This is a genomic window from Chitinophaga sp. G7 BAM 1005, assembly GCF_057126945.1.
Genome location: NZ_CP181478.1, coordinates 6,027,753 through 6,050,591 on the forward strand (window position 1 = coordinate 6,027,753; position 22,839 = coordinate 6,050,591).

At 45.7% G+C, this 22,839-nt stretch carries 17 protein-coding genes, 1 tRNA gene and 2 pseudogenes; 10 read left to right on the forward strand and 10 right to left on the reverse strand.

The window, feature by feature from the left end; genetic code table 11:
- Positions 1–3: 3 nt before the first annotated feature.
- The 4 genes from ACMXI2_RS24150 to ACMXI2_RS24165 are packed head-to-tail and all read right to left on the reverse strand — an operon-like array spanning position 4 to position 4,745.
- Positions 4–951 (reverse strand): hypothetical protein, encoded by a 948-nt coding sequence (locus ACMXI2_RS24150; RefSeq protein WP_483778553.1) that lies wholly within the window; start codon positions 949–951, stop codon positions 4–6.
- Between the two features lie 10 nt (positions 952–961).
- On the reverse strand, positions 962–1,447 hold the full coding sequence (locus tag ACMXI2_RS24155; RefSeq protein WP_483778554.1) for a hypothetical protein: 486 nt from the start codon (positions 1,445–1,447) through the stop codon (positions 962–964).
- 1 nt (position 1,448) lies between these two features.
- Positions 1,449–2,948, reverse strand: coding sequence for a zinc-dependent metalloprotease (locus ACMXI2_RS24160; RefSeq protein WP_483778555.1), 1,500 nt, complete (start codon positions 2,946–2,948; stop codon positions 1,449–1,451).
- 18 nt (positions 2,949–2,966) lie between these two features.
- On the reverse strand, positions 2,967–4,745 hold the full coding sequence (locus ACMXI2_RS24165; protein WP_483778556.1) for a type VI secretion system Vgr family protein: 1,779 nt from the start codon (positions 4,743–4,745) through the stop codon (positions 2,967–2,969).
- 650 nt (positions 4,746–5,395) lie between these two features.
- Between ACMXI2_RS24165 and ACMXI2_RS24170 the strand changes: the two genes are divergently transcribed.
- On the forward strand, positions 5,396–7,351 hold the full coding sequence (locus tag ACMXI2_RS24170) for a glycoside hydrolase family 97 protein (protein ID WP_483778557.1): 1,956 nt from the start codon (positions 5,396–5,398) through the stop codon (positions 7,349–7,351).
- Positions 7,352–7,392: 41 nt separating this feature from the next.
- Entirely contained in the window at positions 7,393–8,289 is an 897-nt protein-coding gene (locus tag ACMXI2_RS24175) for a glycerophosphodiester phosphodiesterase family protein (RefSeq protein ID WP_483778558.1), read from the forward strand.
- Positions 8,290–8,356: 67 nt separating this feature from the next.
- Here ACMXI2_RS24175 and ACMXI2_RS24180 read toward each other — a convergent pair whose 3' ends face one another.
- From ACMXI2_RS24180 to ACMXI2_RS24195, 4 genes are all read right to left on the reverse strand, one after another.
- Complete coding sequence (locus ACMXI2_RS24180; RefSeq protein WP_483778559.1) at positions 8,357–8,977, reverse strand: hypothetical protein; 621 nt, start codon at positions 8,975–8,977, stop codon at positions 8,357–8,359.
- Complete coding sequence (locus ACMXI2_RS24185; protein ID WP_483778560.1) at positions 8,967–9,470, reverse strand: RNA polymerase sigma factor; 504 nt, start codon at positions 9,468–9,470, stop codon at positions 8,967–8,969. The genes ACMXI2_RS24180 and ACMXI2_RS24185 overlap by 11 nt, the downstream gene beginning before the upstream one ends.
- Positions 9,471–9,482: 12 nt before the next feature.
- Positions 9,483–10,358, reverse strand: coding sequence for a TraB/GumN family protein (locus ACMXI2_RS24190; protein ID WP_483778561.1), 876 nt, complete (start codon positions 10,356–10,358; stop codon positions 9,483–9,485).
- A 152-nt stretch (positions 10,359–10,510) separates the two neighbouring features.
- The gene (locus tag ACMXI2_RS24195) at positions 10,511–11,626 is read right to left on the reverse strand and encodes a suppressor of fused domain protein (protein WP_483778562.1); all 1,116 of its coding nucleotides are present in this window, start codon (positions 11,624–11,626) and stop codon (positions 10,511–10,513) included.
- Positions 11,627–11,723: 97 nt separating this feature from the next.
- Between ACMXI2_RS24195 and ACMXI2_RS24200 the strand changes: the two genes are divergently transcribed.
- Positions 11,724–12,494, forward strand: a complete 771-nt coding sequence (locus ACMXI2_RS24200) for an NIPSNAP family protein (RefSeq protein WP_483778563.1) — start codon at positions 11,724–11,726, stop codon at positions 12,492–12,494.
- 188 nt (positions 12,495–12,682) lie between these two features.
- Here ACMXI2_RS24200 and ACMXI2_RS24205 read toward each other — a convergent pair.
- Positions 12,683–12,784: pseudogene (locus ACMXI2_RS24205) on the reverse strand (helix-turn-helix domain-containing protein); the annotation flags it as partial.
- A 285-nt stretch (positions 12,785–13,069) separates the two neighbouring features.
- On the opposite strand from ACMXI2_RS24205, the pseudogene ACMXI2_RS24210 reads away from it, so the two are divergent.
- The 6 genes and pseudogenes from ACMXI2_RS24210 to ACMXI2_RS24235 all read left to right on the forward strand — a co-directional run.
- Positions 13,070–13,252 (forward strand): annotated as a pseudogene (locus tag ACMXI2_RS24210) (aminotransferase class V-fold PLP-dependent enzyme); the annotation flags it as partial.
- A 249-nt stretch (positions 13,253–13,501) separates the two neighbouring features.
- Positions 13,502–13,573: transfer RNA gene (locus tag ACMXI2_RS24215), tRNA-Met, on the forward strand.
- 150 nt (positions 13,574–13,723) lie between these two features.
- A complete protein-coding gene (gene yiaA, locus ACMXI2_RS24220) occupies positions 13,724–14,146 on the forward strand; it encodes an inner membrane protein YiaA (RefSeq protein ID WP_483778564.1) in 423 nt (140 codons plus the stop codon).
- A gap of 504 nt (positions 14,147–14,650) precedes the next feature.
- Positions 14,651–14,818 carry a hypothetical protein gene (locus ACMXI2_RS24225; protein ID WP_483778565.1) on the forward strand — a complete coding sequence of 56 codons (168 nt, stop codon included), beginning with the start codon at positions 14,651–14,653 and terminating at the stop codon, positions 14,816–14,818.
- Positions 14,819–15,371: 553 nt separating this feature from the next.
- Complete coding sequence (locus ACMXI2_RS24230; protein WP_483778566.1) at positions 15,372–18,347, forward strand: SusC/RagA family TonB-linked outer membrane protein; 2,976 nt, start codon at positions 15,372–15,374, stop codon at positions 18,345–18,347.
- A gap of 20 nt (positions 18,348–18,367) precedes the next feature.
- Entirely contained in the window at positions 18,368–19,999 is a 1,632-nt protein-coding gene (locus ACMXI2_RS24235) for a RagB/SusD family nutrient uptake outer membrane protein (RefSeq protein WP_483778567.1), read from the forward strand.
- 107 nt (positions 20,000–20,106) lie between these two features.
- On the opposite strand, the gene ACMXI2_RS24240 is transcribed toward ACMXI2_RS24235, so the two are convergent.
- The gene (locus tag ACMXI2_RS24240; protein ID WP_483778568.1) at positions 20,107–22,236 is read right to left on the reverse strand and encodes an alpha-ketoacid dehydrogenase subunit alpha/beta; all 2,130 of its coding nucleotides are present in this window, start codon (positions 22,234–22,236) and stop codon (positions 20,107–20,109) included.
- 79 nt (positions 22,237–22,315) lie between these two features.
- On the opposite strand from ACMXI2_RS24240, the gene ACMXI2_RS24245 reads away from it, so the two are divergent.
- Complete coding sequence (locus tag ACMXI2_RS24245) at positions 22,316–22,750, forward strand: MarR family winged helix-turn-helix transcriptional regulator (protein ID WP_079470844.1); 435 nt, start codon at positions 22,316–22,318, stop codon at positions 22,748–22,750.
- The last annotated feature ends 89 nt before the right edge of the window (positions 22,751–22,839 follow it).

Sequence of the window (22,839 nt, forward strand, 5' to 3'; positions counted from 1 at the left end):
TTTTTAATTTTCTCCACGGTTGAAAAAGTGGGAAAAGAAACTTTTCTTTTTCCCGGACAACTCCTTTTCTGGCAGTAGCACCGACATTGCCGGCGCCTGCGTTTTATCTTTCTCCCGTAAATGGTAGATGGTGAATGTTACTTTTTTATCCTGGCCAGGTGCAAGCTGCAAACTGCATTCCCCTGTTATAGCATTGATAGAATAATCGGTATGATATAATTTATAAGAGATATCCACCTGTCCTTTTACGGGGGTGTGAATACCGTGTAACTGCCGTGATAAAGGAATTTCCTTTTCTGCAGAAATATCTTCCACGCTACGCGGATCACTGCAACTGCCCTTCTGCTGGAGCACCAGGCTGCCACTGGCCGTATTGTGCTGGATGGGTTGCTGAGTAACATTAAACAGCACCGGCGCTGTATAAGGCATTACAGGCAATGCCGCAGTGAGCTGGCGTTTCATGATATCGCTGCCAGGCTGATACAGATCGGCAAAATAAAGGGCCATAAACCAATCGCGGCACAGCGACTGGTAAATATGTGGTTCACTACTTACTGCCAGATCCATATACGCTACTATTTCGTCTGTAATATTGCCGGTGTAATACTGTTGGATGGCGGGTTTAGCTGTTTCCCACGCAGCAGCTATCTGTAATTGGTTAGCGATACCGGTGAATTGTCCGGCTTCATTCACCTTTACCTGCAATGGATACAATACTTTTCCACATTGCTCCGCAAGCTTATCAATCATTTTTTCAGGCGCCTGGTTATTAATATATACCTGCCCTTTATTGATTTCAAACAGGAACATATTACCGGGTAATCTTTTAGAACAACTTACTGTTATTTCATAACTGATCACCTGTTCGGTACCGGCTGATTGAATAATATAGGTAACACCATAAGTTCTGCAGAGATGCACCGGGTTAAACCGGAAAGAACGATTACTCATATCGGTACAGCTACTTTTTTTTATTCCCTTCGGTAATCAGTTGAGACACCTCTTTTTTTACGTTTCCCACGTAACTCCTGATAGCAGCCGGAATACGGCTGGTGTCGGCATCTATCTGGTACGACATAGGAGGTCTTTTATCTGTAAATCCTACTTCCACTATTATCACCGGCTGCTCTCCGCAATACAGGCAGCCCCAGCTATAGGTAGTAGTACCGGCGGTTAACAACAGCGAAGGGATAGAATCCAGTATAAAGCGGCTCCGCTGCCATTGGCCGGCGGATAATGTTTGTACGGAAGAATCTATTTTCACACCGGTGGTATCCAGCCAGTAACGCTCCAGTACATCGGGCGTAACGCGGTACTTTACCCGGATACCGGTTGAGAAAATACCGAAACGTACCCATGCCACGGAACTGTTTGGGGACTTCGTTTGCGCCGGTAGTATATCCATTACCGTTAGCATCAATAAAAGGGCAAGCAAACTACCACGCATACTAATAATTTAAAATTAAACTCCGGTCCTGTCTCATAATATCCCACTGGAACTTAAAAAAGGACCGCATATTATCTTTGGCATTGTACGGGTTCAGGTTACCGTTTGTTTGCCAGGTATAATCCATGATGTTATCCGTGTGGCCCTGGTAAAAAGTATAGGGCGGCGGCTTTAGCCCGGCAGTAGGTTGCCCGGCACTGAAAGTATGCTGCAGCCCCAGGGAGTGCCCGGCTTCGTGCAACAGGGTACGCCGCTGATTCAGCCCTTTGAGGAATACAACGAACGCATTTCCCCATACAAACTCCTTTATTACGTCGCCATTAGCGGCAGCAGCGATACCGTTAAAATCGGCGGGTAAATCGGTGAGGAATATATAAGTGCGTTTGTTGGAATCGGCATTAATACGGCCACCATTGGGTTTATGCTGCCCATACTTTTCATACAGTCTGATCACCTCCTCCAGGAACTGTTGTTCATTGAACGATGCGGCTCCGCCTAATACATTATTCCAGTAGCTGGTAACGTCGTGGTCTGTCAGAGGGAGTACGCCCGTTTCAAAAACAGTATCCGTTTTAATCTCCGCCCGGATGAGCGCCTGGTTATATGAGCCTCTTTTAAACTGGTATTCTATGTCCTTTACCAGTTGCTGGTCAATAGAAGGAAGACTGTTCGCCTGCGTACCTACCTTTACCAGTATCAGTTCCATTTTGGGGATGATGTGATTATTATATATCATCAGTTTTCCTACTTCCTCTTTTTTATCACCCAGCTTTGCAAACACTTTTATTTCCTCATGCTGCTGTAGCGGGGCATTGGCATTCACCACAGTTACAGCGCCTTTCAGTGTATAGTACTTCACTTTTACTCCGCCCGGCCGGAAGCGTGTTTGCTGGCCACTTCCCATTAATGCGGCAATATTTACTTTCTGCGGGGTTATTTTCAGATCAGGATTTTTTGATTCGAAAATAATTTCGGTACCATCACTGATCACTTCTTCTATTTCTTCCAATTCAAGATCCAGCCGGGCGCCGTCTTTGTTCATGGAAGAACCATATTTAAACTGTTGTGAGCTGGTGTAAGGAAAAAGTGACAGCCAGGCGGGGTAATAATCTACGCCGTATGGTTTCACCGGGTTCTTTACCTCTTTCAGGTATTCTTTTTTAGCAGCGGCTACATCGCTCACCAGCGGCATTGTGCTGTTACAGGGCTGGTTGTTATTATCGCGTTCAATGTAATTAATAGCATAGATGTATTCTTCCCGGAGCCAGTCGAACCCATATTCTCCTTTGTAGTCTGCCGGCCGCCTGAAGTGTACCAGGAACTTTTTCAGTTCCTTTTCTTTTGTTACCGGCGCCTTATACTGATCATAAATAATTTTCTCAGTGCTACGCAATTTTACCTGGCTGGCGGCATTTAAACTGATATCACCATTGGTGGCATAGGTAGTTGACAGCTCAGAGCTTTCAACAATTGTTTTTGCTTTTGAGATCATATTTCCCATCTGTGCCTGGTTGTGGGGTTAAAACATTTTTGCCTTGTCGCCGCTTTTATTCACGATCTGCCTGGCGCTGTGCATTTCAATATTTTCTTTCGTACTGTTCAGGCTCACTTTCTCGGCGGTTTTTTCAATATTTTTAGCGGTGCGCTGCAGCGTATCATCCGCCACCTCTTTGATATTGGCGGCAAGCAGGCTAAAGTCTTTCACCGCCGTTTGCGACAGGTTTTTACCTGCGCTCACCTGTATGTTTTCTTTTGCCGTAAAGCTGATGTTTTTAGCGTTGATGGTAATATTTTCCATCGCGGCGATATTAATGCTTTGTGCATTGGTATCCATCGTAACGATGTTGCCTGATTTATCTGTGATGGTGATGCTTTCTGCGCCATCGGTATCATCCAGGCGGATGAGGTGACCACTGCGGGTTTTAATGACCTTCAGGTTATTCTGTGCATCGCCGAAGCCCGTTTTGGCGTTTCCGTTATACACGGTGCCAAGTACTACGGGTACTTCAGGATTACCGCCTTCAAAATCTACCCATACTTCCTCCCCGTTTTCAGGTATAAAATAAAACCCTTTCTCAGTACCGCCATGTGGGGACACTAATCGTAGCCAGGGAGTAGATCCCTGTTGCTGCCACTGAAATTTCACCCGCACCCGACCCAGTCCTTTGGGGTCATTATTATCCGTTACCACGGCGCTTTGCGCTTCACATACCGGTGCACGGTACAGGTCTACCTCCGGCATGGCCGCAGCAGCGGGGATGGCTTCAAATGTATTTTTATACAACCCGTTTTCTGTGCAGTAGTGCGCGAGTTGGGTTACTACAAATTCGCCATGATGCTCATTGGAAAGTACAGACTCATTAACGGTGATGATATCCCCGATGCGCAATGCACTCTGCTGGCTGGTACCTTTTAGTACGGCCATCTGCGAAAGCCTTCCTTTCTTCTGTACCTGCGTATATTTATCCAGTTGCGATTTTGCAGCGGCGCCAAACGACTGGTTCAGTTTATACTGCGATGTTTTTTTATAAAGCCGTTCACTTACTTCTTTCAGGTGGCTCGTATATACGTCGGTGTTACCCGCAGGCACGGATAAGGTATCATTGCTTACCGCCTGGTTCTGGCGGTAGTCATAGCCATAGAAGCGGCTGTTGTTGGACTTCACCGTAAGATCGAGGTTAAACCCGATCAGGTCTACCTGGTGTGTAAGCGTTGTTTTCTGCGGCCGGTAATTTCCAAATACTACTTTCTCTCCATCATAAAAAAACCATTCTCCGAAACGGGCGGCAAGCCTGTCTATGAACTGATAAGTGGTTTCTTTATATTGTACAATATACTTCAGCGCATCGGTGTGAGCCGGATCTACTGCGGGTGATTTGGCGTAAGGTCCGCATCCCTTCAGGGCTTCATTCACAATTGCCGACAATGTTTTCTGCTCATAACACGCGATATTTTCATCATCTTCCAGCAGAATAGTGACACTATGCCCTTTGATCACACAAAATCCATGTGTGCCATCCGTTTCCTTTCCCATGCTGATACCGCTAACGATACCATTAAAATTTAAAGGTTTGTATACAGCATTTGACTCAACAGGTTTTATGGAGATAGAAATTTCTTTTCCCAGGAATTCCTTACCGGCATTGAACAATCCTTTTCCAAGTTTGGTAAGCCAGTCGTACCCGATCATGATTTCAAAGCTATGATGGCCACGGATGGCCTGATGCAAGGCAAGGGAATGAAAAGAAGTAAACTGATGATCACCAATAGTAAATGAGGTGTGCGTATACAATGACATTTCGCAGCTTTTACGGTTTTAAATATGGTTAGTACCTTTCATCATTACAGAAATGATATCGGGTTATTACTTCAAAAAAAATTGGAATTAATACCTGCTGTTGCTATTAACGGGTTAAAACACGCAACAGTAGATTGACATGGTTTATAATCAGGAACTAATATACAACAAGTGTCACAATTTCAATCACTCAAAAACAAAAAAATAACCACGCTGAAAGGACGCAACAAAAGAGCTCTGCCATTTAATAATATAAGAAGGATTCCTAATGTTTACAATCTTAAAGGCATGTCATATAAATCCGTACTGTGGGCACTTTTCATATTACTCATAACAGTCATTATATCGCTGAAAAAAGTATTTCAGTTCGTAGTATGGGAACAACAGACTAACGGCGAGGGATCAACTTATCTAGCAAAAACAAGACTTATAAAATACCGGCATGAACAACCAGGATTTGATGTAGCGACTTTTGAAAGCAATTTTTGTAACACAGTTCGTATCCGGGAAAACACCAGTAACAACAGCATCTTCCGGAAAGAAATTACCGGCAGTAATTTATCATGTAAAGTTTATAAAATAACGACTAATTTAACTCCCTCTTCTCCGGATCGGAGGAACAGTATTTTATACAACTTAAAACAGAAATAATGAATCTGAAAGGATGGATGCTTGCATGGATAGCCACCACCGGGAGCATAGCAGCGGTGGCACAGGAATATACCCTGCACTCACCCGATGGCAAAACAACTATACATATATCCGTAAGGGATAGTATACAGTATTCGCTGTCCTACGATGGCAAAGTATTGCTGCAACCGGCCACTATCGGCGTGGCTACATCTGTTAGTCTTGGTGATAACTGGAAAGTTGCCGGTACTAAAACGTCGTCCGTAACACAAACGCTTCGCCCCGTAGTAAAACAGAAAAGTACCTTCATTGAAGATCACTACGATCAGTTGCAGATCAATTTTAAAAACCGTACCTCACTGCAATGGCGCGCCTACGATAACGGTATTGCATGGCGCTGGCTCATCAACAACAAAGGCGCCTGGCAGGTGGTGAATGAGCAGGCCGGATTTGCCCTCCAGGCAAAAGACAGCGCCTGGTACCCGGTGGAAAGCGGATTCTTCTCCCATAATGAACGTCTCTATCAAAAGCTCACTGTCGATAATATCAGTGGCCCCAAAAGCCTCGCCAGTTTGCCCGCACTATTCAGCGTAAACGGCGCCAAAATACTGATCACGGAAACCGCACTCCTTAACCACGCCGGTATGTGGTTACAGGGAAATGGCGGCAATACACTGGAAGCTGTATTTCCTCACTACCCCATAAAGAAAAAAGTGACCTCAGACCGGGATGAAGAAGTAGAAACCCGGGAGAACTTTATCGCCAAAAAAGAAGGTCCCTCCCAACTACCCTGGCGCATTGTGATGATAGCACCGGAAGATAAAGACCTGCTGGTTAATGAACTCCCCTATCAGCTGGCAGAGCCCTCCACCGGCGATTATAGCTGGGTAAAGCCCGGCAAGGCCATCTGGGACTGGTGGAATGATAATAATATTTACCAGGTGGATTTCCGGGCGGGTGTAAACACCGACACTTACAAATATTACATCGACTTTGCCGCTAAATACAAACTGGAATATGTAGTGCTGGACGAAGGCTGGAGCGACACCCGCAATCTCCTGAAAACAGTACCGGACATAGATATGGAAGAATTATCACGCTACGCAGCTTCCAAAAACGTTGGCATCATCCTGTGGACAACCTGGCTGGCACTGGATCAGCAGTTGGATGCAGCAATGGAACTTTTTACCAAATGGAATATCAAAGGGATTAAAGTTGACTTCATGCAGCGCGACGACCAGCAGATGGTAAATTATTACGAAAGGGTAGCCAAAGCTGCCGCTGCACATAAAATGCTGGTCGACTTTCACGGCGCCTACAAACCGGCGGGACTCCAACGTACATACCCCAACGTAATTTCCTTTGAAGGCGTATACGGAATGGAGCAAAGCAAAGGTGATCAAAGCAAATCCATTGGACCGGACCACAACGTTACCTTTCCCTTTATCCGCATGGCAGCGGGTCCCGCAGACTATACTCCCGGCGCTATGCTGAATGCGCAAAAGAAAGATTGGGCGCCTCATTTCAGCAATCCGATGAGCATTGGCACCCGTTGCCATCAACTGGCAATGTACGTGGTTTATGAAAGCCCCCTGCAAATGCTGGCAGATAATCCCACCCACTACTATAAAGAACCGGAATGCATGCAATTCCTGCAGGCGGTTCCCAGCGTATGGGACACCACCATTGCCCTGCAGGCAAGCGTTGGCAACTATATTCTCACCGCACGCAAAGCCGCAACCGGCGATTGGTATGTAGGTGGTATGACTAATTTCACGCCACGTACCTTAACACTGGATTGCTCTTTCCTGCCGGAAGGTACCTATACTATGCATATCTGGAAAGACGGGATCAACGCCGACAGAAATGCACAGGATTATAAAATGGAACAGATAACGGTAGATAAAAACTCGAAAGTACCCGTAGTAATGAATATTGGCGGCGGATGGGCCTCGAGGATCGTGAAGCAACAATAAAATAACATTGCAGATAAACCATTTATATTCTCTTTGCAATTATGAACCATACTTTGTTTTTAGCTGTCCTGGGTAGCCTGTTTACCGGCAGCGCAATAGCACAACAGGCAATAGATGTACAGGCACATCGCGGGGGAATGGCCCTGATGCCGGAAAACACCATACCCGCCATGATCAACGCCGTGAAATTAGGCGCCAGGACACTGGAGCTTGACTGTATCATTACAGCAGATCAACAGGTGGTAGTATCGCATGATGCGTATATGTCGGCAGAATTTATGCGTAAGCCCGATGGCTCAGACATCACCAAAGCTGAGGAAAAAAGCCTGGCATTATACAAAATGTCTTACGACAGTATTCGCAAATACGATGCTGGTACAAAACCACATCCCCGTTTTCCTCAACAGGAAAAAATGATGGTTCACCGGCCACTGTTAACAGACCTGATAGATAGCGTGGAAACCTATGTAAAAACACATCACCTCAAACCGGTGTTTTACAACATGGAAACAAAAAGCGCTCCTGATGGCGACGGTATCTACAATCCGGGCCCGGCGGAATTTGTAGCCCGGGTAATGGAAGTCATCAACAGGAAAAAAATAACGGAGCGGGTTACTCTCCAGTCGTTCGACATCCGGACGCTCCAGGAATTACACAAAACCTATCCCGCTCAGAAAACAGCTTTGCTGATAGGCAATAAAGACAGCTTCAACGCCAATCTTGAGAAACTGGGATTCACGCCCACCATCTATAGCCCATACTACCTGCTGGTAACACCTGCACTGGTAAAAGAAGCACACGATAAAAAAGTAGCCGTGATTCCCTGGACCGTAGATGACGAAGGTGAATTCAAAAAACTCATCTCCTGGGGAATAGATGGCATTATTTCCAATGCACCTGACAAACTGGTAAAACTGGTGGGCAACTACCAAAAATAATACTCACTTTAAAATAAGAAGGGGGCTGATAAATGATTATCATCCCCCTTCTTATTTTAAATCTTATTTACGCATTTTCCTTAAACTGGTCCAGCACCTGTCCGATCTGCTGCAGGTATTTTCCATAAGCCTGTTTGATCCATGCTTCTGTTAAAGCGGTAATCATTAATACCAGCAATACAAAGGCTGCAGCCAATCCCAGCGCTATTCCGCGATGATCAGCAGCCTTTGCCAGCAAGCTGGCAATTTCACTGCTTTTTTCCGTGTACATTACGCCAACGATCAATGCAAAGGGAAGCAGCGTATAAGTGTAAGCTTTATACATTTCAATGTTCAGCTTAGCCTCATAGTACAAGGCATACAGATTGTCTTTTGAGCTGAGGGTATTTGTACCAAGACTCTTATAAAAAGTTCTGAACTTGTAATAGTATTGAACAGAGATGGCTATTACCACCAGGTACACAGCATAAAAAGGCGCCACCATCACAGGATTGAGCGGAAAAATTTTAGGTGTGAATGCAATCAGTATCAGGCTGAAAAGTTGTACAAAAAATTCCATCTGCATGGCCTTGCGAAGTTTTTCCACCGGCAGCTGCAAAGTTTTTAACTGGTCAACGCTGGAAGGGACAACTACGTTACTGCCTTCATTATCGTTGTTCCATGCGGATTTTATATCATCAAAATTCATAACCTTGTTTTTTAATCAGTTCTTTTAATTTGTCTTTTGCCCTGCTGAGCTTAATTCTTGCATTCCCTTCAGAGATACCCAGGTTTTCCCCGATTTCTTTGTGGGAATAATTTTCCAGGTGAAGAAACACCAATGCCTTTTCAAGTCTTTCCAGTTTTTGTACCGCCCTGTAAAAGTGCGCCAGTTGCAGTTCTTTCGTAGCTGTTACATTTTCTTCCATTGCGATGTGTTCCGGCATGGTGTCTGTAACAGTCATTTTTCTTTTTTCCTTTTTGAAGAATACCAGTGCGGTATTCAGTGCAACCCTGTACATCCAGGTAGAGAAGCGGCTTTGATGCTGAAAGGAGTCATAAGATTTCCATAGCTGGTAGATAATTTCCTGTGTCAGATCCTGCTGATCATCTTCAGCATCCATATACATCCTGGAAATCTTATGAATAATACCTTTGTGTGCTTCAACCAGCTCAAGAAACTCTTTTTCCTTGTTTTCCAATCGGTGATAGCTTTAGTTCAAAATGGGTGTAACAGTATATCCTTTCTCTCTTAGTAATTTAATCAATCCAATAGGGCCTGCAACATGTGCGCCACCCACTGCAAAGAAAGTGCTTTCCTGCTGCATCATTCCAGGCATTTTATCTATCCAGTTTTTGTTACGTACTTCCAGCATCCAGTGAATGGTATTTTCATCCATTTGGTCGGGGGTAGTCATGAGGTTGTACATGCCTGTCAGATCTTCAGCTTTATAGGCTGCTACCAGTTGGTTCATGTTCATACTGGTACTGTCGAAAGCCTTTACCTGTTCAACAATTTGTTTGTCGGTGTATGATTTCAGCAGGTATCCTACCTGTTCTTCCAGCCCTTCCAGGTAGCCGATATGCTTATTATCTGCCTGCATTGTTTGTATAAAAGTAGTTTCATAAGATTTTAGTTCCTGGCAGGGAAATGATTTCATAGCCAGCAACGAGATGGTAGCTGCAAGCTGGTAGTTTTCAAACGGCGCCAAAGGCACGCCACATTTCTTTTTCAGAATAGAATCTACATCATGGTAATCAGCGGGAGATAATTTTTTGCTCAATGGCACATCAGAAGCCATTGCTTTAGTCATAATGGTATTAATATTGGGGTCGAGGATATTGGCTTCAATAACCAGTTGTGCCGATTTGCTTAACGCCTGCTTTGTTTTCTCTGTTACTTTAAAATCATTCTCACAAATCATGTGGATGGTGCCATACAAATAAGAGGGCTTCGCTAACCCGTTACCGCTGATTTCCCATAATAATGATTTGTCCTGTGTGGTTGGTTGCTGCGCAGATGCTTTACCTGCAAATAAGCCTGTGATTACCAGTGTAGCTGCTGTGATATTCCTGAAGATATTTTTCATATGCTTTTGATTTTCTTTTCAGAATTAGTAGGCGATGGAATCACTTCGTTACAGATTATTTCAACTTTTTTTCAAAAATTTCTTAAACCCGCTACCAGTAAAGAGAAAGGTCTGCCGCAAAGCAGACCTTTCATATAAAAAAGGTATTCTTATTAATCGGAGGGCAGTTCAGACCGGCGGGTAACGATGTGGTTCAGGTTATGATGGATCATTTTTTCCAGGAGATCATAGCCTGCATTGGGCCGGGAATGGGCATATTGTCTTTCCAGTTTGGTAATGGGGGCTAACCAGTACAAGTTCACCTTATCGCCATATACCTCCGGCAGCCCGATCACGGGGCCATTATATAAGGCCGAGGACACCACTACACTTTCAAAGGGAGCAGGAAGTTCCTCCGAGCTTACCGTATGGCCTTCTCCCAGCCAGGTGATCTGTTTCCAGGGCCGGTCGGCCATACCGGACATCAGGCCGGCCATTGCCATGATCTCTTTATCTGTAAAATCTCTTTTGCTCACTGCCATCGCCAGTTCCATACGGCGGAATCCGGGGGCGCGGTCGCTGTACAGGAGTTCTACCCACGGCATCGGGCGGATGCTGATTCCCAGGGTGAGCAGGTATACCACCTCATCTTTCTCAAATTTACCCAACGCCATCGGGGGCCATTGCCCACCGTCGATGGCGTAGTATTGCTGGATAGGGCCAAACTCCGCTTCGTATGCTTTTAAATACTGATCCTGCAAAATACTCCATGCCTGGCTGGTTTCCCCTTCCCAGTCTTTCCAGAAGGCAATAGCCTGATCTATGCGCTCGTACATGGCATTGGCCCCACGCTTGCCCAGTGGCATCAGCCGGTCATTTTCGCCGGCGCCGATGCAGTCGGCCGCATAGGCCACTGCATGTTCATCATTATACAGGCTCCAACCGGGTATTACCCCCAGTATTTCATTATCATATAATACCGCTGCTCCATCCCCCTCTTCCGTCCATACAATTGTTAACCGCTCCTTTTCCAGCGGTTCGCGTCCCTCCGGGTGGTTGCAATAGGCGCCTTCGAGCATGGGCGCCATCCCTTCTTTCATGGCCGCAACATCCCTTTTTGCCGGCGCCGGCTGCAGGTTCCGTAACCAGCACGGCCGCGGGGAATACTTTGTGGTCAATAATTCCGAAGGATACAGGTAAAAATAAGCCACTCTGTCGTCCTGTTCCACTACGGCATATAAAGTTCCTCTGTTATTAGGCTGGTCTATCAACATTACCGGCTCAGACATAATTATTCTTTTTAAAATCCGCAAAATAAGACTTTCGGGGCAGCACTATAATTCCTGCCTCAATTGCTGTATTTTGTCAGGTATACAATTAATTTCTATGAAGATATATTCCACTTTGCTAATGGCACTCATGATGTTTGGTTCGGCTACACTCACCGCCAAAGAACGGCAATTTTATCAGATCAAAATCTACCACCTGAAAACAAAAGCGCAGGAAACACTGGTAGATAATTACCTGGAGAAAACATTTCTCCCGGCTCTACACCATGCGGGCATCAAACAGGCCGGCGTTTTCAAACCGGTTACCGCCGACACTGCTGAGATCCGGATCTATGTACTGATCCCGTTCCAGTCGCTCGAACAGTTCGTCAACCTGGATAAAACCCTGCAGGCCGATAAATCTTTTCAGGCTAACGGGAAAGACTATACGGATGCTGCCTGGAATAATATTCCTTATACCAGGATAGAATCCATCCTGCTACAGGCGTTTCCCGGAATGCTGGTACTGGAAGCGCCGGCTCTGAAAGCGCCCAAAAATGAACGGGTGTACGAGCTGCGCAGTTATGAAAGTCCCTCCGAGAAATACCATGTTAACAAAGTGAAGATGTTCAATACCGGCGATGAAATTGGTATCTTCCGGAACCTCAACTTTAATGCGGTATTTTATGCCTCCGTTATTTCAGGATCACACATGCCTAACCTGATGTACATGACTACTTTCAACAATAAGGAAGATCGTGATGAACACTGGAAAGCATTTAGTGCAGATCCGAAATGGAAAGCGCTGTCAGCGATGGAAGAATACAGTCACAATGTATCTAAATCAGAAATCCTGTTCCTTAGACCAACAGACTATTCAGACCTGTAATACCACGGGGTGGCGGGATTTTACCCGCCGCTCCGTTTATCATACCGCATTTCCCTCCCATAAAAATTGTAACTTTTTCTGCTTTACCAGGTCTTTCACCAGGTAATCTGAAGCAATGGTTACACCCGCTATAGGCAAATCAGGGTTGCATCTGCATCCATTCTTCTATATGGGGAATGTCGTTATTTTTAATAATACTCAAACAAAGGGTGACCGATGTAATTTTCCAGGGCGGACAAATGCTGAATTACATTTGACGGCGAAATCAACAATTCCTGTGCGGCGCCTGTTAATGTACCTGACTGTCAGATAGCTTTAAATGTATGATACCATTCAAAATTGATCATGCCATAAAAGTATAAAGAACTTTATACTTATCAATAAAGTATATTCTTTATTTTATGGGATAATTTTACTTGTAAACGATTAAACATTATTATACTGTGGACTTACAATTAAAGGCCAAAACGGCGCTGATCAGAGGCTCCGCCCAGGGCATCGGCCTGGCCATTGCCTTATAACTGCTACAGGAAGGCCCCGTAATATAATCAAAGACGTAAACTTTTGAGCATACCCGGTATCATGCAGCCCCCGGACGCTTTGCAGCCGGTACCGGTAATATAGCCGATGCCGTAGGATTAGGCGCTGCCATCGATTATATAAATCATATAGGCATTGATGTTATACACCAGTATGAACACTCGCTGGCATTTTATAACAGCTGTGCCGATATAGATATTCTTGTCAACAGGATATAATTTTTTTAAAGAGAAGAGATGGCCGGCAGTTTATTCGTATCAAACTATTGGTCATCTCTTCTTTTTTAAAAAATATTTTTATAAAAATTCACAACAGGACATCCCACCAAACACGCCACAGCAGTACGTTACACCAGTATGTATTTTCCCTTTAAAAATCCAATTCCCCTGAAACATGCGGCTGTGCTCATAAAAAAGAACATTTAAATTTTGTGGTTTAAATTATTTGCCTACATTTGCACTCCACAATGCGAGGTAGAGCAGAGGTAGCTCGTCGGGCTCATAACCCGAAGGTCAGTGGTTCGAATCCGCTCCTCGCTACAAAAAGTAAAAGTCCTGTACTGAAAGTGCAGGACTTTTTTTATGCTGCTTCAGATCAAAAATAAATAGTATTATTACAGCAGGCCATCAATACCTGAAAGCAGTTTTGTTAGCCATCAACCCAATCCCTAAATAAATTTTATTTAATCAATGAAACAGAAACCTTCAATGGCATTTATTGCAGCCTCATGGGTAGCGGTATTTGCAGGTATCCTGGGCTTCATCATCGGGCTTTGGAACGCATCCACTATGCAGCTGAATGAAAAAGGATATTACTTCACCGTATTAATGTACGGCCTGTTCTCCGCGGTATCTGTCCAGAAGTGCGTGCGGGACAGGATCGAAGGCATTCCTGTAACCGACATTTACTATGGTCTCAGTTGGGTATCCATGTTGCTCACCATCCTGTTGCTCACCATCGGATTATGGAATGCCACTCTTGCTCCAAGTGAAAAAGGCTTTTACGCATTTGCATTTCTGCTAAGCGTTTTCGGCGCCATCACTGTACAAAAAAATACCCGCGACAGCCAGGCTGCGAAAGCAAACAACGCCCCTGTTTCCGGCGATATTTAATACTTTCTTTTACAGGGAGACTGCTTAATAGTCTCCCTGTTATTCCCCCTCCCCGTTTTTCCGGAATCTATAAATACTTTTCCTGAATCGTCTTTCCCGGCAATTGTTGCGCCGGTACATTTGTATTACCACCTTGTGAATGCACATTCAAACAGGGTATCAAATATTATATCTATCCTCTAACACCCTTATAATACATCTCCAAAGTGATTAACAGTATTCCTGCTAATCACTTTTTTTTGTACCAAAACAGCAGCGGAGTTTCCACCCGGCGTTTCGCAACTCCGGGCAGCCGGCTATCTGCTGCATGGACAACTGGAAGGAGTCCGCTATCCGGCAATTTGCCTGGGCTGACCGTGGTGAAGCCCGGCTGCGTGAATCCTTGCGGGGTATAAAACCTGTTGTACGAAATGCTGCCATATAATACTTACCAGCGTTCTTTTGCACGTTACGTATACTGCACCACAAAATTTCATTGATGATGTAAAACAGGCGCTGAATAACATGGACCACATAGATCCTTCTCTCAACAACAACGACCCGGATGCCCCGCGGATGGTCGTTTGGCTGGTTCCTTTCCGGGCCAGGCATTATAATGAAGGTAATCAGCAGGCCGCTTATGACATCCTGGAAGAAATCAGGAATCTGATAGCGGTGATTAATCCGGTGTAGTCCCCTGTTTATCCGGATCTCAAAAAAAAAATGTTAAAAATGATTTCATTTAATACAAATAAATATTACTTTTATTCCGGGCAAGAGAAAAAAGTGCTGCGTTATTTTGACTTGTTATTCAATAAAGATTCCCATGAATCTTTTTTTTGGAACCTATTGCTAAATCGATTTTTTAATAGGACCCATGATGCACACCGGGAAATCCATGTATTACACACCCGCGTATGAACAAAAATGTATTGTAATTAAAATATATTACAGGTAAAAAGCTAAACTAACTTGTTATTTTTTTATTGTTTGCTAAATCGATATACTACTGACTAAAATAGTACTGTAAGTAATCGTGGATTTTGCTTATGCGAATATAATGGGAACCATTGCCTGCCTGATCGGAAACCAGGCAGCATCTTCATTCAGGAGATATTTTTCACTATTTAAATGATTAAACCAGTATCTGAAAAATTTTAAAAATTAGCCTGTAGGCTTATTGCTAAATCGTTTTTTCAATAAGTAAGTCCGGCTTTTCTTTATTAACCAACTTCAATTAACGTATATGCACAAACGATCCACGTTTTGGGCACGGACCTGCTTTGCCGGTATGGTACTGATGCTCTTCTCGCTGTTTGCCTTTTCACAGGGCAAAACCGTATCCGGAAAAGTAACGGATGCAAATGACAACACCGCTATTCCCGGCGTATCTGTTCAGATAAAAGGAACCAGCACCGGAACTATCACCAAAGCCGATGGAACCTTTACCCTGCAGGCGCCGGAAAACGCCGTGCTGATATTTACTTTTGTTGGCTACCTGCCCCAGGAGGTACCAGCATCTGCCACCGCCATGAACATAAAACTGGCAGCTTCTGTAAAATCGCTGCAAGACGTTGTGGTGGTGGGTTACGGCACACAAAAAAGAAATGAGGTAACCACCTCGGTAGCTACCGTAAAAGCGGAGAACTTTAACCAGGGTGGTTCCCGCTCTCCTATGGATCTGATCCAGGGTAAAGTAGCCGGCTTGTCTGTTACCAGAACCCAGGGCAATAACCCCAACAGCGGCGCCTCTATACAAATCAGGGGAATCAGTTCCATATCCGGCGATATGAACCCGCTGATCGTTGTGGATGGTATTCCGGGAGGCAACCTCGACCTCCTGCAACAGGACGATATTGCCACTTTCGATGTATTGAAAGACGGCTCCGCAGCGGCTATTTATGGTACCCGCGGTAACAACGGGGTTATCCTCATCACCACCAAAAAAGGTAAAGCAGGCGATCCGCAATACACCTACTCTACCTACCTTCAACGGGAAGCAGTAGCCAAAAGACCCAGCATATTAAGCGCGGCAGAATATGTAAAAGTAGCCGGTGAAGCTAACAACCAGGGCGCCGATGTAGACATGTATGATCTCCTGCTCGACAAAAACAATCTTAGTCATTACCACAACTTCGCGGCCTCTGGCGGTACCGCGAACAGTAACTATCGTGCATCCCTTTATTATAATGATGCCAACGGTATTGCCATTGAAAACGGCCGTAAACAATATGGAGGAAGAGTGAATGTAAACCAGACCGGTTTACAGGGTATGCTCACCATGCAGTTCAACCTGGCAGGTAATTTCAGCAAAGCCAACTTAAACGGTGGTAACAGCGGCGGCGGCGATGACAAAGCCGGTAGCGCAGGCGCAGATTTTGAGCAGGCAGTACAACGAAATCCTACCGCTCCCATCTTTGGGCCCGATGGTAAATATGTGGAAACAAATGGTTACAATAACTATAACCCTCTGGCCCGTTTACAGCAGGAATTATATGAAAGGGATCAGAAAACCTATTCAGGAGATGCACGTATAACGCTGGAGCCTATACGTGATTTGAAATTCTCTGCCTTCGGCGCTATTGTCCGCGACGAGTATACTGACCGCCAGTATAAAATGAAAGCTTCCCGCTCTTCCATCCAGGACTTCCAGGGTGGCGGTTATGCGTATAAAGCCAATTCCGCCGCTATGGATAAAACTTTTGAAGCTACTGTCGACTATACAAAAACAATCAATTCAGACCATACTTTCAATGTACTCGGTGGCTACAGCTATCAATACAGCACCCTGGAAAAGTATGCGATGGATAACAACGGCTTCCTCACCGATGCGTTTGAAGACTGGAACATTTCTGCCGGCAACGCATTAAATGATCCAAAACTGCCCCGCCCTTCACAAAGCAGCAACAAGGTAGACAACACCCTCATCGCTTTTTTTGGCAGGTTGAATTATAACTACAAACAGAAATACATGTTGCAGGCTATCCTGCGTCATGAAGGTTCTTCCCGCTTCGGCGCCAACTACAAATGGGGTAATTTCCCGGCAGTATCTGCAGGATGGGTAATTTCAAAAGAAGCCTTCATGCAAAACCTCACCGTGATCAACAACCTGAAACTGCGCGCCGGTTACGGTGTTACCGGTAACCAGGGGATCCCTAACTACCAATCCCTAATCACATTAGGAACAGGTGGTGCGTATCTCCAGTATGGTAAATGGATCCAGACTTACGGACCCAATAAAAATCCAAACCCGGACCTGAGATGGGAAAAGAAAAAAGAATTCAACGTAGGTCTTGATTTCTCGCTGCTGAAAAGCAGAATAGGTGGTTCCATTGACGTGTACAGCCGCAGAACAGAAGATCTGTTATTCAACTACACTGCACAGCTGCCCTCCAATATCCTGGATAACATCTTCACCAATGTGGGTGAAATCTCCAACAACGGGGTGGAAATAGTGATCAATGCAGTGCCGGTAAAAACCAAAGATTTTTCCTGGAACAGTGACATCGCTTTCAACTCCCAGCGAAACAAAATGGTGTCATTCTCCAACCAGATTTATAAAGCCACTGAACAGTTTTATGGAGATCTCCCCTCCCCGGGTAATCTTGGCTCCGCTATCCGTGTAGTAGAAGGCGGTCCGCTCGGCACTTTCTACGGCTATCGCTATGCCGGTCTTACCGACGATGGTAAATGGCAGTTCTATAAAAAAGACGGCAGCAAAGCCACTACTTCTGAAATCAATCCGGACGATAAAACCGTAATCGGAAATGGTATTCCCAAGTACATGGCTTCCTGGAACAACACTTTCCGTTACAAGAACTTTGACCTGAGTATCCTCTTCCGCGGCAAATTTGGTTTCGATATCCTGAACCTGCAGGATATGTACTTCGGTAACAAAAAATGGAAACCGAATAACATGTTATCATCTGCTATCGGTAAAAATGATAAGCTGAACGACGATCCACAGTTCTCTGATTACTACCTGGAAAAAGGTGATTTCGTGAAACTGGATAACATCACTCTCGGTTATAATTTCCAACTGAAAACCAAATATATCCGCAGCCTGCGTGTATATGCCAGCGGCCGTAATATCGCCACCATCACCAAATACAGCGGCCTTGATCCTGAACTGCAGGATACCGCGCTGGACTCCGGTATAGATGGAAGAGGATTTTACCCACGCACCCGCTCCTATACTATCGGATTGAACCTTGGATTTTAAAAGCAGCAAAATTGTAACGTATGAAAAAAAGTAAAGCATATATCAGCGCAGCCCTGCTGGCTCTCGGATTGAGCGCCTGCACCAAGCTCGATGAAAAACCATACAGCGAAATTATTTCAGATAATTTTTATCATAATAAAGAAGAAGTCCTGTCTGCCGTACTGCGGCCATTTACCCATGCCGGTGCATGGGCGGCACCTACCGGTCAAACCGGCTACTGGCGCCTGCAGGAACTCTCCGCCGATCAACTCGCATGGCCGCAGAAAGGCAAGCACGGCTACGATGGCGGTAACTGGATCCGCCTGCATAACCACACCTGGATTGCTAATGAAGACAATGCCTGGAACCCGTGGAGACTGATGTACTGGGGAATGGGCTTCTGTAACAATACGCTGAAAGATCTGGCGGCTATGGACTTCACCAAAATTGGTATGACTAATGAAGACAAAGCCTCATTTCTTGCAGAAACAAAAGTGGTACGCGCCTGGCATTACCTGAAACTGATGGACCTGTATGGTAACATTCCCATCGTAACAGAAGTAGGTGCGCCGGCGTCCCCGGCTACCAAAACCCGCAAGGAAGTATTTGAGTTCGTTGAAAAAGAGCTGAAAGAAAATGTGGAACTGCTGAAACCACTATCAGCAGATATGGTGGGCCGCGCTACTAAAGCAGCTGGCTACGCAATGCTGGTAGAACTATATCTCAATGCACAGGAATGGACTGGTACCCCACGCTGGGATGACTGTATCAACTATTGCAATAAGATCATTGCCGGCAACGGCGGTTCCCTGAGCGGCGCGATGCCCGCACTGGAACCGGATATTTTCCGCGCCTTTGCCAACAATAACAATACCTCTCCGGAAGACCTGTTCCAGCTCGCCTATGACCTGAGAGCCGGTAACTCCCGCTTTGGATGGCAAGGTGATTTCTGGCACTACCGTCAGCGCCAGATTTACAACGCTGATGTAGATGGAAACAACAGTATCGTTGTTATTCCCACCGCTTATGATGCGTATAAAGACAATGACCTCCGCAAGCAAAACTGGATGCTGATCGGACCGCAGAAAAAAGATCCGGCGCTACGTACCAGCGTTGCCGACAGTTTGGTACTGGGCACAGAAGAATACAACGGCAAGCCGCTTGTGTTTGTAAAAGAGATCCGCAGGAATTCTGAAGGTGAAAGTGGCGCCGGTGGTATGACTGAGGGGGAAGAGAACAGCGGGGCACGTTTTGCAAAATATGTACCCGGCACACAGGCCGATCCTAATTACTGGGGCAACGACTTTGTGTTATATCGTCTGACAGAAATTTATTTCAACAAGGCAGAAGCATTGATGAGAAAAAATAATGGCATCGCTACACAGGATGCTGTTGACCTTATCAACACCTGTAAGAAACGTGCATTCAAGGCGGCAGACTGGGCTGCTGAAGCTTATACAACTACCAGTCTCACCATGAACGAACTCCTCGCTGAAAGAGGCCGTGAATTCATCTTTGAGGGCAAACGCCGCTCGGATCTGATCCGCTTTGGCAAATTTACCACTGCCACCTGGTGGGATCATCAGCCATCAGCTGATAAGTACAAGCTGTTCCCGATTCCTTTCAAACAAACAAGTATTAATCCTAACCTGGTTCAAAACCCCGGTTACTGATAAACTGATTTGGGGGCGAAGTAGTAAACGACTTTAACCCGGATGCGGAAAACCCAAACGGCCGTCTCTTAACTGAGATGGCCGTTTTCAATTTTGCGGGATAATAGTCAGTAGGCCAGTAACTCGCTGATAGCTGCGGCTACTTTTGCAGGCGTTGGTAACATCGCTGCTTCCAGGCTGGTATTGAGCGGTACTGCCGGCAGGTCCAGCGCCCCAACGGTAAATACCGGTGCGTCGAGGAACCGGAAACAGGTTTGCTGAATACGTCCAGCCAGTGCCTGTATAAAAGAGTTATTGAGTTGTTCTTCTGTCAGGATCAGGCATTTGCCATGTTGCTTCACCATGTCAAATACCAGTTCTTCATCCAGTGGGAAAAGGGTGCGCAGGTCCACAATGGTTACCTGCCCGGGATAGGCTTTGGCAGCCGCTTTCGCCCAGTATACGCCCATTCCGTAAGTAATAATGCAAAGTGCATTTCCCTGGGCGGTATCTTTTGGGTGTGCGCGTTGTATAATATTTCCTTTCCCCAGCGGCAGCACATAATCCGCTGCGGGCTCAATGGTCATGGCATCCAGCGTGCCGGGCACTTTGCTCCAGTACAATCCTTTATGCTCCAGCATTACAACCGGGTTGGGGTCCAGGAAGGCGGCTTTCATCAGTCCTTTCATATCGGCGGCATTAGAGGGGTACACTACTTTGATCCCTTTAATGCTTAACAGCGTGGATTCCACACTGCCGGAATGATAAGGTCCGCCACCACCATAGGCCCCCACAGGCACGCGGATGAGCGTTTGTACGGGGAACTTACCATTGCTCAGGTAACATGATTTTGATATTTCTGTTACCAGCTGGTTGAATCCCGGGTAGATATAATCGGCAAACTGTACTTCCACAATGGGTTTTACGCCTACGGCAGATAGTCCTGCTGTGGCGCCGATAATATACGCTTCCTGTATCGCGGTGTTATATACGCGGTGTGGTCCGAATTTTTCACCCAGGGTGGCCGCTTCTCGGAAAACGCCTCCCAGTCTTACACCCACATCCTGCCCAAATAAAATAGCTTCCGGATACTGTTGCATAATTTCTTCCACGGCGTGGAGGGCGGCATCTACCATTACTACTTTTGCCTTCCCGGCTGGTGTACGGGTACCGCTTTCAGCTGTTACCGCGGCAGGTGCAAATACGTGTTCCTGCACCGTTTCCGGTGATGGTTCCGGCGCCTGTACTGCCCTATCAAAAGCTACCTGTATATCGCTGGCGGCGGTTTTTTCAATTTCATCCAGTTGTTCCGGAGTTACGCCGTGTTTCAATAACAACGCTTTCATTTTTGGAACGGGATCATTGGCAGCGTGCTTTTCCAGGTCTTCCGCAGAGCGGTACCATTCTTTCCGCACGCCGGAGGTATGATGTCCCAGCAGGGGTACGTTGGCCTGCACCAGTATTGGCCGGCGTTCATGCCTTACGTAGCTGATAGCCGTTTCCATAGCAGCGTAGCTGGCGGTAAAGTCGCTGCCATCTACCCGCATGCGTTCCAGTCCTTTGAAACCGGCGGCATATTCATACGCATCCATTGTTCTTACTTCTGCTGCCGTGGCTGAAATGCCCCAGTCATTGTCCTGTACCAGGTAAATCACCGGTAATTGTTTCAGAACGGCAAATTGCAGGGCCTCGCTCACTTCTCCCTCTGTAACGCTGCCATCCCCGAGGGAACAGATCACTACCGGCAGTTCTCCATCCGGGCCGGTTTTCAGCAGGGGAGAATGGATTTGTTCCAGGTATTGCAGTCCCTGGGCCACGCCCGTGGTGGGGATTACCTGCATACCGGTGGCGCTGCTCTGGTGGGGAATCTGCGGTTTATCGGCCGTGTTGCTGTTAGGATGACTGTAATAAGATCTTCCGGCAGAAAAAGGATCAGCTGCTTTCGCCAGCAGTTGGAGCATTAATTCATAAGGAGTAAAGCCAATGGCGAGCAGCATGCTCTCATCACGATAATAGGGGCTTACAAAATCCCACGGCCGCAATTGCAGGCCGGTGGCTATTTGTATGGCTTCATGTCCACGGGAAGTAGAGTGAACATATTTACAGATTGGTCGGTTAGCCTCATAGGTGGCGGCCATACTGCCGGCTTCACACATCAATCGCCAGGCTGTTAATAATTCAGCCAGTTCGCCGGCGTTACCATCCGTATTGGAGGCAGGCGTTTTTAAAGTTGAAACGCTTGTGCTATCTTTAAACACAATAAGACTGTTTTGGTGATGATGGTAATTTAAAAACAATAGTTGCCATAGCAACAGTTGCTAATGCAAATTAATTAATATGGCTGATACTTTCGTCAGTAATCCCTCTTTTTTTAAGTTGGATGCTACGCTCAAAAAATTGCGCAACTATTGGCAAAAAACGTTTGATGCCCAACAGAAGGACATTACAGTGGATCAGTGGCTACTGATTGAGAACCTGTACAAACACAAAAAAACTACGCATAACGAACTGGCCCGTAATACCTCGAAGGATATTACCACCATTTCCCGCATTATTGAACTGTTGGTAAAGAAAGGGCTGGTAAAAAGGGAGGCCGATGTGTATGACCGGAGGAAGGTGTATTTACAGCTGACCCCTGAAGGAGTGGAAAAATATAAAGATGTGAAGTCACTGGTATATGATATGCGTAAAATTGGCTGGAAAACGTTGACAGAAACGGATTATGCCGAATTAACGCGGATCCTGGACACGATTTATGCAAATATTCCCTAGGATCGCCGCGGATTTTGTCTTTCTCAGGATTACGCTGATTATATTGATTAGCTTGATTTTTACTTTTTGGATTTTATAAAGGATTAAGG